The following is a 13,524-nucleotide window of genomic DNA, read 5'->3' as shown; positions in this document are numbered from 1 at the left end:
GCGTGTCTTTAGATGGGTTCCTTGACGAGATAGCCTGTCACCGAGCGCTTTTTGTCGAGCCATTTGCGCGCGGCCGCGCTTACCTGCGCGGCACTGACTTCGCGGATGCTGTCCGGCCAGCCTCGGATCTCGTCGATGGTCAATCCTGTCGTGAGCCGGCAGCCATACCAGGCCGCAAGCCTTGCTTGGTCGTCCTGGGCATAGATTGCTTGAGCGAGCAGCTGCGTCTTGACCAGCTCGATATCTTCTGTGCGCGCAGGATGCTGCGCGATACCGGCAATCAGGCTCTCGATGGCATTTTCAATCGGCCCAAACTCGATGCCGGGTCCTGGTGTAACAGAAATTGTGAGCAGCGACGAATCAAGCGCGGCGGGCTCGTAGCTCGCCGACGCACTACTCGCAAGCTTCTTGTCGATCACCAGCGCGCGATAGAGGTATGAGTTGATGCCACCCCCCATCAATCGCGCGAGCACGTCAAGCACCGGGCTCTCGCCTGCGACTGCAGTGCGCGCCGACGGCACCAGATAGTAGCGGTACAGGACTGGCTGCTCAACGCGGGGATCGGCCAACGTCACGGTGCGCGGCGCGGCCGGAGGCGGCTCCTGAGGCCGCAAGCGTTCCGCCGGGATCCCTGGTTGAGGGGGGATGCCGCCAAAACTCGTCTCCACCAACGGGCGGATCGCGCCCGCCTCTACGTCACCAGCGATGATTAGGATAGCGTTATTTGGTGCATAGAAACGCTTGTAGAAGCCGAGCGCGTCTTCACGGCAAAATTTTTCGATCTCCTGCTGCCAGCCGATAGTGAGGCGGCCGTAGGGGTGGTTGAGGTAAAGGGCGGCCATCATCTGCTCGATGAGCCGCACACCTGGATTGTTGCCGACCCAAACATTGAATTCTTCGAGCACGACGTCCCGCTCGGACAGCACGTCCTCATCTTTAAGAACAAGATTGGTCATGCGATCAGCTTCAAATTGCAGCATCTTGCCAAGCTGCTCGCGCGGAACATACTGGATATAGCCTGTATAGTCGGTGCCGGTAAAAGCGTTTTGGTAGCCGCCGACGCGCAGAACGGCCTGGGCAAATTCACCCGGGGGATGTTTGGAAGTGCCCTTGAACATCAGATGCTCGAGAAAATGCGCCAGCCCCGATTTTCCGGGTGGCTCGTCCGCGGAGCCGACTTTATACCAGATCATCTGAGTTACGACGGGCGTCCGATGATCCGGTATAACCACAACCTCGAGCCCATTCTGAAGCGCAAAGCTGGCCGGTCGATCCCACCTGGCCTGAGCAAGAATGCCGCCCTCGTGAGAACCGTATTGATCAGGAGTAGTGCTATTCCTCGTTCTCTCTTGGACTAATGTAGTCCGTGTCATCGGGAAGGCATCTGGGGCATTCTGCTTCGTGTTGGCGGTGACCGAACTCAGATCGCTCATGGTAACGCCTTTCGTTCCATACATATGCACCGACTGTGGCGGAGCAGAACAAGACTTGGAGCCGCACACCGTCCGAAATGCAATGAAGCAAAGGCTGGGCCATTCGCCATGGGATGCGGCAGGGCGCGCGCCACCTGGATATAAAGCAGAACCAACGCTTATGCTGTCCAAAGGGCCGCTGTCGCTACGTCGTGAACACGACATGGCGCAAGGAGCCTTACAGTTTGGCGAGATTGTAGAGCGACAACTTGCTCACATAGATTGGGCTGAGACTTGATACGACGGATCAACTTGTTGCAGCCTGCTATTAGACGTTTCGCTGCTGTGTCTTTTCCATATTCTGAAGCTACTGCTCTGACGGTTGGTCCGCACGGAAACGGTTGAGCCAACGAGCGCCAGCCTTCTGGCATTCAAGGGTGTGGCCGCCCGCCGAAAGCGGCGACGACACTCTCAAGGATCGCCGCCTGGCTCGGCATCGAATTGCTTACTTCCGTCAATAGTGCCTCCATCAACGGCCAAGAACTTCTGATTCAATTTAGGGCTCAAGTTTTGCACGTCGGACGAGATGTAGGTTGGACCGCCCGGGCACGGGTTCTTTATTGCATGCCGGCCTTACACATTGATTTCAGTGTGCTCCGCTCGGATAAAATAGCCTTGAGTCCTCCTTCTTTCCCTTCTCATTCCGGTTTGATCTTCTGAACTGATGGCGACAGAGGCGGATACCGGCCGAAAATTGATGTGCTGAGCCTACCGGGCGCGGGGGCTGGGACACGATCGCCACTCCATCGCTGAGCAGCGCACCATCAGAGACGGTCGCATCGTCCGGGACGGGAAGGGCTTCATCCACAAGGGAGGCGATTATGCGCGACTTTCCACTGGCCGCGATCGAGGCTAAGCCGGCCTACAAGACCGCTGCCGATGCGGTCCAGCAGGCTCGAGGCTATGCTGAAATGCTCAGCCTCAAATTTGTCTATGCGGCCAACGGCCATGACATCATTGAGATCGACTAATTCACTGGAAACAGACGCCGCAGATTGAGCAAAGCCTCAGGATCTCCGGACGCGTTGTCAGGGCGGGCAAGGCTCGAAAACGCCGAGGTCGGAGAGCGTCTGCTAACTCCATTTAATCACACGGTGGCAAGAACGAACGCTAATATCAGCGGATCGCAGCTAACCGAACCGTTGAGGAGATCTCAAAAGGCCGTGAACGCCTGTTGCTGACCATGGGCAGGCAAAGGCAAGACCTTTGTCGCCTTTCAGATTTGCTGGAAGCTGGTCGTTACGCTGAAGTCGGATCCGCGAACATCGCCGCCTGCGCATTCTCTACCTGGCGGATCGCAACATCCTGGTCGACCAACCGAAGGAGAGGCTGTTCGCTGCATTGGTGATGCTCGCTACAAGAGCAGTGAGGTCGTGCAAAGCCGCGAGATGTATTTCGCGATCTACCAGGCCCTCGCCGAAAGATGAGCGATGTTTGGGACTCTCCACTACAATCAAGCTCTCCTCCCCTCATTCATGTGAGGATCGCCGTCGAGGCCCTTCACCGCGAGCTCTTGCTCATTGTCCCATCCTGATGGTTTTCTGGAATCCAACCCGTGGCACCCCCGAAGAAAGCTTTCAACGACCACCTCGCAGCTTCACCAGGTGTCAGTTGATGGGAGCGAGGATCGCGGCGTGAGGGGTTAGCCCCAATGCCGTAGGACCTATATTCGGCATAATAGCTCGTGCTCAACTTGTTGGTCTCGCCCGGGGCCCATTCGCGCCAGCCCTCCGCAATCACCTGCGCGTCTATTTTGGTCGACAGGAAGACCACTGTGGCGTAGGGGCGCCAGGGGCGGCCAAGCGCGATATAGCGAGCTGCGGGGTCGGCGCTTAGCCTGCAATGATCAAAAACATAACCACTGTCCTCATCCGGCGCTGCCTTGCTCTGAGCGGTATAGATCACTGCGTGGTTGGCGATGCCGTGCAACTCACATTTCCGGAACCAGGCCTTAGCATTGCCAAATATGAAATCGACATGCCCTTCGATGTAGCAGTCCGCGAAGTACTGTCGCGACATTCGGCCGTTCGGTCCCTTGCCGGCAAACAGCGTGTCCTGGGCGCCGAGCAGGCGGACGCGCGTGATGACGTCCCTATCTCCGGTGACGGACAGAGCTACCGCCTGCGAGGGTGGATTGGCCGGATTGAGCGCGTAATCATTCTGGATGGTTAGATTCTCAAGCCTGACCTCATCGCCAGCCGCATTGAGCGTCGCCGAACGGGCCGTTCCTCCTACGTTAATCGCGCCGTCGCCATACACAATGACGGTCTCCTCCGGGTTCCTGCCAGTCCCTTCGATATGAATACCGGATCTGGAGATTTTGACCTTCTCGCGATAGATGCCCGGCGCAATCTGTATATTTCCGCCTTCTGCCGGCAAGGCGTCGATGGCTTGCTGCACGGAATAATAGTCAGCACGTCCGGCATGCGACACCATTAGTGGCCGAGCGTCCGCTGGGGGATTGCAGAAACATCCGACCAGAAACGCCGCAGATGCCACGACAATTCGCATGTGGTCTCACTCTTCGTTTGAGTTCGCGGCACGCTCGGCGCGTCGATATAAGGTACCCCCCGCGGGATAGCCGCGGCGACTGGCTAACACATTCTCCTCGCCAAATTAAAACCTGCATGTAGCTGCGCAACCAGGCCCTGCAGACTTGCAGCCAAGCACCCACGTGAGGCTGAACCTTCCGCACTGTCAGCAATAGGTCCGCCGATGCGGGACTCACCTCTCACGTTCGGCCCGGATGTAGTGCTTACCGATTACCGTCGCGGAATGCTCTGGAACATGTCTGCGATCCGCGGGGCAGCGGTTCTGCAGCTCGTTCCGGGAGCGGCGGCGATACGCCATTTGCAGTCACTCTCGCGTGTTCGACTTCCCAAGTCGCGGAACTGGCAAATCGGACATCATCGAGTGTAATGCCAAGCGCATGCCGCTCGTCTACGCCGCGTATCAGCAGCACACCATTGTCGCCACGCACATGGCGCAGAACGATCTGCCGATAGACCGGAATCTTCGTGCCTTGTGCGCGCGGGTCATATTTTGCGTCGAACGCCACCGGCCATCGGTTTCCCCTCAGGCACACGTTTTCATAAGTCACGCGCTCGACCAGACCGCCTCTGCTGACATCGCTCTTGATGCGCAGGCCGGACGTCGTACCGTCCAGCGTCAGATTCCGCACCAATATATCGCTCACCCCGGAATTCACCTCGCTGCCGATCGACATGCCGTGACCCCAGCCGAAATAGTTGTCGATTATCGAGATATGGCTGCTTGAGCCATTGTCGCCGGCCTTGATTGCGACGTTGTCATCCCCCGTGCGGATCAAGCTGTGGGTGATGGTCACATCATGACTGGCGCCAGGGTCGATGCCATCGGTATTGCGTGCATCTGCCGGTGAGTCGATCGTGAGGCCCCAAAAGGTGGCACCTTCGACCTGGTTCAGCGCGATATTGAAATTGGGGGCGTTGCGCAAGGTGATGCCCGAGAACGTGATGTCCTGCGCATGATCGATCTGGATCAAGCGCGGGGCGTTCTGATTGCCCCCCTCTGCTTGGGCGCGGCGGGCCAGCTGCCACCAGGTTTCGGCGCCGTCGCCCACAATTGCGCCGCCCTGACCATCGATGATGCCCTCGCCGTAGATACCGCCGCCACGCGTTCTGGAAAAGCTGATGAATGGCCTGCAACCATCGCCCTTACCCATGATGCGACCGCACTGTCCGCGGCCCTTGTCGTAAGCAGCTGGTTTGGGGATGGCCATTAGCACTGCACCGCGTCCGATCCATAAGGTCACGCCCGATTTCATCTCGAGCGGACCTGAGTGAAACTCGCCGCGCCCGAGATAAACCGCAGCGCCAGGGGGGCAATGTTGAATAGCGTCCTGTAGCGTAATTGTATCGTTACCTCCGGAAGGCACAGGGCGATCGCAGACCGTATGAGGTGCAACAGGTTCCACGATAGTCCGGCGGTCTTGCGCCTTTACGGAGGGGCAGACAACCGTGGAGGCGAGTATGGACAATAAGGCCCAGTTGCGAAAACGCGTTGTCATCGACCTCATCGTGCTTTGTCACGCATATCCTAGCCGCGTCCCTAGAGCGTTCGCTCAATCGAGCCACCGCCGCGTGCGTCACTGGCCGGCGCAAGATGACATTTATAAGACGCAGCAGACGGCTGGACCTTGCGATCTTGCGGGTAGCGCCTTGCCTGTACGCAAATAGTACGAAGCGTCCGCGATAGTTAGACGACTCCACGAGCTTCGTAACGTCGGCCTATTGACAAGGGGCTAAGCCTCCAGCCGGTCCGGGTTACGGCCTTTTTGCATCTGCATTCGCGCGTGTCGCCACCAACTCTGGACAACGATCAGTAGACCTGTATATTCGGTCAAGCTTTCGAGAAGCTGACGAGGCTACGGCGAGACCGGCTCGCGCTATGACCGCTTGCGGGACTAGTCGGTCCAGTTCTCGTGCGATTCCCGATGAGGCATGGGCCGGCTTGCGCGGCAGCGCCGCCCGGCACGTCGCCTGCCTTGCCCCACGGCGATAGCCGACCATCGTGATCGTTGATCAACCAGATACTAAGGCCGAAACAGCTGTCTCGCCGTCGATCTCGGTCAATTTGAGCGACCAGCCGCCTACTGCGCCCAGTGCTACGGCGGCAGTCACCTTCGCAAGCTCGCGAGGATGTGACGCGGTACCGGGCCAGTGATAAGGCGTTAGATAGCGCGGAACAGGTATCTTAGCGGGGACTGCGAGAAGATTAGCCACCCACCGGGCTTGTTTGAGCCGGCGCTTCGAGGCCAACTTCGGAAGTCATCCTGAAGCGGGACAGATGAGGTAATGTGAGCTCGCCTTCGCCTGCAGCAACTGCGACATTTAATTTGTGCGCGGCGGCAGCCAGGACGGGCACGGGCACTGAGCTCTCGCCGGCGAGACGCACAGCACACTCAATATCCTTTGCGGAATTCGCGATTGAGATTGCCAGAACTTCGGGCTTCTCGCCCAACAAGAAAGCCGCGAAGGCTTGAAATATTCCGCTGTTCGTGGAGCCTCGTTTAACGAGCGAGCGGAGCGTTACGAGATCGACGTTAACACCGGACGCAAATTGGCAAACCTCCGCAGCTATTGCCGCTATCCCAATAGTCATGCTGTTGTAAACAAGCTTGAGCTTGTGGCCTTGGCCGACATCTCCGACATGAAGAACGGTCTCACAAAATGCAGCAAGAATGCCTTCTGCCACAGGGAAAATCTCTTCATTCGATCCAACGATCGCGTTGAGAAGGCCTAGCTCTGCTTCCTCGGGACTCCGCGTTACCGGAGCATCGATAAAGCCTAGGCCGCGTTTTTGAGCCTGCTCAGCCAGCGCGATCGTCGAGGCGGGATAGGACGTCGAGCAGTCAATTATCAAAGCTCCCCGGGACATATGGACGAACAATCCATCCTGCCCAAGGCATACTGCCTCAACCTCACGGCTGGAAGGCAGCGATAACACGACGGCAGTTACATGCCGGGCCAACTCAGCGATCGAAGGATGTTCGTGGGCACCTGCACCAGTCAATCGATCCGCACCCGATCTTTTTTTGTTGGCTTTGAAATGCAGCTCGATTCGGCGACGCAACAGGCTGATGCCAATACCCGTCCCCATGCGTCCAGTTCCGATAAGGCCTATTCTCTGCCTCACCGCTTTAGGAGGGTCGCTGTGTGATGATTCCAGGCCGATCATATGTTTATGCATTCCGAAAAAGGCCGTGTCCTTGCGAGATTGTCATCAGCTCCTGATGCTTGTTATTATGGAGCCAGGACACGCGGCGCGTAAGCGCGACTCCGAAGTAAGTCCGCGGGAAATGGATATGCTTGCAAGCCTCTTCTTGGCGAGCCAACTCGAATACTCTGCGCGCGACCTCATGCAAATGGGCTTCGCCCGCGAGAGGTTCGTAGGTGTCGCGAAATGTCGTACTCCCTCGCGATCAATTGTCGCAACCTCTTGTTGCGATATCCCGGGACCGCGACAAAGATGACATAGCGGAACGTCGCAAGGCTCCCGAAACGTTTTCATGTCGATCACTGCATATCCAAATCGGTCAAGTATGACACTGGTCGTTTAGAGCAGTGCGTACACATCATCGAGCAGAGTTCCGTCCCGGAAGGCGAGAACTGGTTCATGATCCCACCTCAAGCAGAGCTTGATTCCGAATAGGAGAGATCGGCCGTCAATTCACGGAAGTTCCTATCCGCGCGCTTTTGTCCCGCTGGGGTTGGCATCTCGAATGTAAAGGGTGACAGATCGAAGCCGTCGCGGCTGGGCAGCAACGCTTCCAGAATCCGAAACGGCAGATATGTTATGGTGGCTGCGCTGATGAATGCGGCGATATTAGACTCGATGATTTGGAGAATTTGCGGCTCCATCTTGTGAAAGCGAAGGCTTCGCTTGCGCTCTCCGGGCGGCAATCGCTTCCATATCCGCCAGAATGCCAATTCTTCTAGAGTGTCGATGCCCACGCCGCAGTAGTTCGGCGCGACTATGGGCGGCGAACCGATCGCCCAATGTACGGCCTTTGCCCCAGCGGCAAGCAACATTTTCGTGACAGCCTGACTGGTATCGCCACGAATAAGAGCCTCGTCGACAATTATTATCCTGCTATCCGCAAGGTTGGTTAGCTGCACCAGGTACTTTTGAGCAATGCGGGATTTTCGCTCGCTGGGTCTTCCGATGAGAGTTCGCTGGAGAGACTGTGTCGTAACTACTTCTTGACGCCGGGTTGACACACCGTGCTTGGCGAGCGATGCAAATAGCCCATCAGCATACGGTCCTCCAGTATGAGGCATGGAGGACACGATTGTCGGCGTCGAGTCCGGAGCCTCTTGCAGCCGCTGCGCAACCAGGCCGCCGAGAGCGACTCCGATGTTGTAGCGAGTTTCTCGATGTAATTGGCCTTCGACAGAGGTATTCGGATTTCCTAAGTAGAGAATTTCGTAGGCGCAGAGTTTGGCCTTGGATCGCCCAGTTCCCATGTAATGATCAACACAGCGGCCCTTTTTCCCGTCTACATACTTGATGTGGCCCGGAAAGATCTGCTGGACTTTGCCCTCTAGTCCGATAAAGGCACAATTTTCTGAAGCAAATAGCAAGAAGCCGTCATCTGTTTGCATAAATTCCAATGGGCGCAAACCAAATCGATTACGGTATGCAACCAGATTTCCTTCTCTGTCTAGGAGAAGCACGCTAATAGCGCCATCGATCCGATCATCGATTTCGCGAAAGACCTTTTCATAATTGACGGGAAGATTGTTTCGCCAATATTCCCTTTCGCAAGAGACCTCAAGCCAGTCGAGCAAGAGTTCGGCATCTGTGCTGCCGCCCATTCTGTAACCCTCAGCCAGCAATTCTCCCCTAAGTTCACTGGAATTGATCACAGCTCCATCTAGAGAGATCGCAAAATTCCGGCCAGCGCTCTCGGTAGTGCAAATCGGTAGAACGCCGTCGGTGCCGCATCGGCTGTGAACCTGTGCGATTGCAACATGGGGCCTAAAATTCAGATTCCGTTCAATGTTTTCAATTCGAACTGAATCGGATGAAAGGCCGACCGCTTTTGCATATCGAATACCCTCCTTATGCATGAAAGCTGCAACACTGACTCCCGCCTGCCCACGAAGCGCGAGTTTCGGAAGCATGTACTGGAGCTGATCATAAACCGTCGCCGGTGGCTTGCTCGAAGAGCATAGAAACGCTGCAGCAACACCGGACAAACTCTTAGCTCCCCTTGCTCAAATTTCCGCCAACCCGGTCCGCCGCAGGTGGGACGCATTCAAACCGCGAAGATGCGACGACTCCGGTTCGTCTTCGATTTAAGCAAGCGCCGTACCAGCCATAAATCACTGATCTTGCGCTTCAAGCGGGTTAAAATCGAAGGGTTCAGGCGGTTCGCTTGGGAAAAGGAGGATTTCGTCTCGTTCAGTCCCGGACAGGGTGTCGGAAACCTGACGCGTGAGGCAGAAAAAAACAGCCAACCTTGGATGATGGTTCTGTTGTCTTGTGCTAGCCCTTCATTCAACTGAAGTCGTAACCGCGATCGTAGGCAGCGCTGCGATAAATGGAGTATCCGCGCCGCACCCCATCGGTCATGTCCAGTCTGGCTGTTTCTACCCGCGGCGAGCTTTTCCTCTTCCGTTCGCCTGAACGACGCACAACCTCGGATCAGGCAAGAAAGGACTATTGTACGCTCATTAAATTGAGAAGGTCGCTGCCGTCGGGCTTTAGGGGTGGGTGGCGAGAGGGCTGGTTAAGTTGGCTCTTCCGGCAAGCCAACACTCAGCGAACGAATGGGCAGAGCGTGGCTGGCCCCGTCTTTGTTTCCTATCTCTCGTCGAGCCCCGCACGTTCAGGGCGCGCTGAAGACTGAATCCTATCTACGTCGTCCGGAATCTCCTGTCGCAGCTTTCCGCCCTTGACAGAGCCACCGCCCGAGCGCCGCGACGAATTTGTCCCACTTCGCGCCGCCCTGCGCCCTCGCCGCTTTGCAGCCGGTTCGGGAAGTGGCGGTGTAGTCGTGAGCCACAAGCGGAAGAGAGCGACGGTCTCGACCGAAATTCCGACATCCCGCTCAAAGGCGCGCGATCCGGCGGTCGATCTCGTCGAGGCGCTTGGCGATGGGCAGCTTCACGCCGCTTATCGGCGTCTCTCGATAGAAACGACGCAATCTTCGGCGATGAGCGACATCGACTGCTCGCGCCGAGCGCATAGGCCGACAGTGTCTTTATGACATCAGGCTCGAGCTAGAACAACATCTGGGCCTTCTTTTTCGCCGCGGTCATTGCCTTTCTCACATCCCGAGATCGCTACCGGGATCGAGCGCCGCCTGGCGGGCGACGCGCTGCATGATGTCGGTCATTGGTGATCTGCTGGGCGTCCTCATCGAGGACGTCGGCGAGTCAGACGCGAGCTCGTTGCACGTCATGCCCGATACGGGGGTCGCCGGCGACCGGAACGTCTTGACCAGAGGCGCGAACCAGGATCAGATCCGCCCCATGGTCACGAGACCAGTGAGAATCGCAAGGGCTTCAAACAGGAAGTAACTGCCAAATATCAGTTCTGCGTCTTGTGCGGTGTCGATGTCCCGCGCCAATGCTTTTCGGGTGAAACATCCCCCTGTGAGCATTCCAGGTGGGCGCTTGTCGGACGGGAGGACGGGCGTCAAATAGGCCGACACCAGTTCACCGACGGTCCGCTCCGCGAAGTCTCGGTACTTTGCGCCGCCAGTCGGGCCGAGGGCGGACGCAAGTCTCAAGGATGCTGCAGCGACAATAGCGGTGGCTGCGGTATCCCGGCTCGTATTTGGAATTGCCGGATCGTCAAAGTCCCAATACGCGACCAGATCCGTAGGGACGTGGTCGATCCACCAGTCCAGCACGCGCACCGCATATTCGCGCCACAACGGCTCGTTAGGTCGAACCATTGCTGCATGAGCGGTGTAAAGAATCGCCCACCCCTGCGCACGTCCCCAAGTGCTCACATCGCTGTATCCCTTATGCGTGTGTGTTCTGAGCACCTTGCCGGTTTGCGGGTCGAGCGTGGATGACTGGATCACCGAATTATCGGGCCGGACATGAATATCCAAGACCCTTCGCATGTGGGCATTGGCGATCTCGTCCATGCGCTGCTCCCCCAACTGGTCCGAGGCCCAGAAAAGCAATCCCGTTGCTTGGAGAGAGTCGATGCTGCTTTCAGCAGCACCAACAGCGTTGGCTTCCTCGGCATCCTGGCCGAGCGGGATCAAGCCCAGCCTGGGATCGAACATCTGCTCCAGCGACCTGGCTGCCGTGAGCGCGGCATCGCGTGCCATTTCATCCGCGAAGAGGATGCTTCCAAGCGCCGCACCGTGGTAGAAGCCGAACCCTTTGAAGGCGGTCCGGAGCTGGGCGCGAGGCAGCATTCTGCTCAGAGCGGCGCGCGCGTCGGAAATCGGAAAGCGCTGGGGATCGGCCAGATGTGCAAGCCAAAGCTGGCCGACGAAGGCGCCCCCGGTCCAATCACCGTCGGGCGTAAACGTCCATTTTCCATCAGTGCTGCGAGCCCAGTGCGGAAGGCCTGTTTGGGCAGTTTCCCTCGTTTGCGCGATGCGCCGCAGCATTCGTTCGCGCGCGGACAAGTAATTGCTTCCGGACATGTTTTCTCCTGCGAAAACGTCGGCTCCAACTGAGCCCTGATTGTAAGCAAGGCAGTTAAATTCAGTCGCCAATGTAGACGAGCCCGCGCCTTTTTGCGGCGAGATAGACGCCGACGCTCAGCACCGCGACCACAGATCCATAAACCGGGAACAACCATGCCATATTTGCGTGTTGCAACCAGACCAGCAAATAGGGTGAGGTACCGCCAAAGAGTGACACTCCAAGCGCATACCCGACAGCGATGCCCGTCGTGCGTACCGCGCGTGGCATCAACGTGGTTGCGATGAAGTTGTAGAGAGCCATGTTGAAGCCCACGATCGCGCCGCCGAACACCATTACAAAGAAGAACGTCGAAATGCTCTTCTCGGAATAGAGCAACGTCAGGAAGAAGCACGCTACGAGCAGGAGCCGCAGCAGTATAAAGGCGCGGGAAGCTCGAAACTTGTCTGCGAAGGCACCCACAAACGGCGCCGTAACGATCCAGATCACGCCCATCAACGTCGTGATCCCGTACACCCAGGTGCTGTTCTCCTTGAAGACGCCGTTCGCCAGATTGGGCAGACCAGCATTCCACGCATAGTTCGCGATCTGCACCGCTCCGACGACCAGGATGACTGCGAGAAGCGAAAGGCGCACGCTCCAGAGGGTCCTCCAGACGCCACCGGTTGTCTCCTGAGTACGGGACAATTCGTCTCGATGCATGACGTTTTTGATCAAGGTCTCTGGCAGCTTGCTGCGCAGATAGATGATCAGCAGGCCGAGGATTCCGCCGACGGCAAAAGGTAGCCGCCAAGCCCATTCCTTCATTGTCTCCGGCGCCACCGAGGCGCTTACGAGAAATGCGACCAAACTAGATCCGAACACACCGAGCTGGATGAACGTGCCGCTGATCAGGCCTAGGTACCGCCCTTCCTTGCCTGGCGGAGCAAGTTCAATCGCAATGGCATTTGCGACTCCGGCCTCAGCGCCGGTGGCGAGCCCTTGGATAAGCCGGACGACCAACAATATGACGGCCGCTGCAATGCCGAGCTCCTTGTAACTCGGCAAGACGGAAATGAGCAGTGAGCATAAGGCCATCGCGGTGACGGAGATCATCATCACCCGCTTGTGGCTGATGCGATCGGCGATCGGACCGAGGACCGCAGCTCCGACCGGTCGCGCGAAGAAGCCAGCACCGTAAACGGCAAGGGCGGCGAGCAGCGATGTTGTCGGATCACTGGACGGAAAGAAAAGCGGCGACAGAAAAGAAGCCATCATTCCGTAGACGCTCCAGTCGTACCACTCGAGGGCCACGCCACCGCCCAAAGCAATGGTCATGCTCTTCGTGGCAACTTGCTTTTGGGGCGATACTGCCTGCGCCGTGCTTGTGGAGATGGGTTCAGCAATGGTGGTCATTTTGTTTCCTCTTGTTTCCTCGGACTTATTATGAAAACGTTTACATTTGTGCACGGCAGCGTCGTATGGAGGCGTTGCCGGGTTGCGGACGACTTGCTTGATCAGGAGATGCCTTGGCTGCCGTCCCTCGCTATTGGCTGCAGCTTTTCGACGAAGGCAGCCATGCCCTCCTTTTGGTCATCGGTGATGAATGGGTAGGGGATAGCGCGTCCGTCGATCGCCAAGCCAGCCGACAGCGAGGTTTCGTAAGGCGCCTGCATCGGCTTCTTCGCGAACTGGGCAGCGATCGGCGCGCTTCGAGATGTGGCGTGCTATTGCGAGCGCACCTTCGACCAACCCGGCGGCCGTCAGCATTTCGGATGCAAGCCCAGCAGCCACTGTCCTTTCTGCGCTGATTGGCCCACCTGTCAGCACCATCTTCATAGCGAGGGAGTTGCCAATGCTCCGCGTCTGCTTCGGGCGATTGAGCTGCAGCAGGAGTACGGGCGGTTCGGGCC

9 protein-coding genes are annotated in these 13,524 nt (G+C 57.5%); 1 reads left to right on the top strand and 8 read right to left on the bottom strand.

Annotation, left to right across the window (positions count from 1 at the left end):
• Positions 1–8: 8 nt before the first annotated feature.
• Positions 9–1,433 carry a M16 family metallopeptidase gene (locus HZZ16_RS23490; RefSeq protein WP_246510348.1) on the bottom strand — a complete coding sequence of 475 codons (1,425 nt, stop codon included), beginning with the start codon at positions 1,431–1,433 and terminating at the stop codon, positions 9–11.
• Between the two features lie 860 nt (positions 1,434–2,293).
• Between HZZ16_RS23490 and HZZ16_RS23485 the strand changes: the two genes are divergently transcribed.
• The gene (locus tag HZZ16_RS23485) at positions 2,294–2,443 is read left to right on the top strand and encodes a hypothetical protein (protein WP_197952149.1); all 150 of its coding nucleotides are present in this window, start codon (positions 2,294–2,296) and stop codon (positions 2,441–2,443) included.
• Positions 2,444–2,972: 529 nt separating this feature from the next.
• Here HZZ16_RS23485 and HZZ16_RS23480 read toward each other — a convergent pair.
• From HZZ16_RS23480 to HZZ16_RS23450, 7 genes are all read right to left on the bottom strand, one after another.
• Complete coding sequence (locus tag HZZ16_RS23480) at positions 2,973–3,983, bottom strand: pectinesterase family protein (protein WP_246510346.1); 1,011 nt, start codon at positions 3,981–3,983, stop codon at positions 2,973–2,975.
• 244 nt (positions 3,984–4,227) lie between these two features.
• Positions 4,228–5,232, bottom strand: a complete 1,005-nt coding sequence (locus HZZ16_RS23475) for a glycoside hydrolase family 28 protein (protein ID WP_246510344.1) — start codon at positions 5,230–5,232, stop codon at positions 4,228–4,230.
• Between the two features lie 995 nt (positions 5,233–6,227).
• Complete coding sequence (locus HZZ16_RS23470) at positions 6,228–7,190, bottom strand: NAD(P)-dependent oxidoreductase (protein WP_283815866.1); 963 nt, start codon at positions 7,188–7,190, stop codon at positions 6,228–6,230.
• Positions 7,191–7,639: 449 nt separating this feature from the next.
• Positions 7,640–9,214: an amidophosphoribosyltransferase gene (locus tag HZZ16_RS23465; RefSeq protein WP_246510342.1), complete on the bottom strand. Its 1,575-nt coding sequence runs from the start codon at positions 9,212–9,214 to the stop codon at positions 7,640–7,642.
• 1,265 nt (positions 9,215–10,479) lie between these two features.
• The gene (locus HZZ16_RS23460; RefSeq protein WP_197952143.1) at positions 10,480–11,631 is read right to left on the bottom strand and encodes a glycoside hydrolase family 88 protein; all 1,152 of its coding nucleotides are present in this window, start codon (positions 11,629–11,631) and stop codon (positions 10,480–10,482) included.
• Positions 11,632–11,692: 61 nt separating this feature from the next.
• Complete coding sequence (locus tag HZZ16_RS23455; protein WP_197952141.1) at positions 11,693–13,027, bottom strand: MFS transporter; 1,335 nt, start codon at positions 13,025–13,027, stop codon at positions 11,693–11,695.
• Positions 13,028–13,128: 101 nt separating this feature from the next.
• Entirely contained in the window at positions 13,129–13,314 is a 186-nt protein-coding gene (locus HZZ16_RS23450; RefSeq protein ID WP_311974231.1) for a hypothetical protein, read from the bottom strand.
• Positions 13,315–13,524 lie beyond the last annotated feature (210 nt).

Source organism: Bradyrhizobium glycinis (assembly GCF_016031655.1).
Taxonomy (GTDB): domain Bacteria; phylum Pseudomonadota; class Alphaproteobacteria; order Rhizobiales; family Xanthobacteraceae; genus Bradyrhizobium; species Bradyrhizobium glycinis.
Note: the sequence above shows the minus strand (reverse complement) of the source record. Positions and strands in the feature narration are given on the sequence as shown.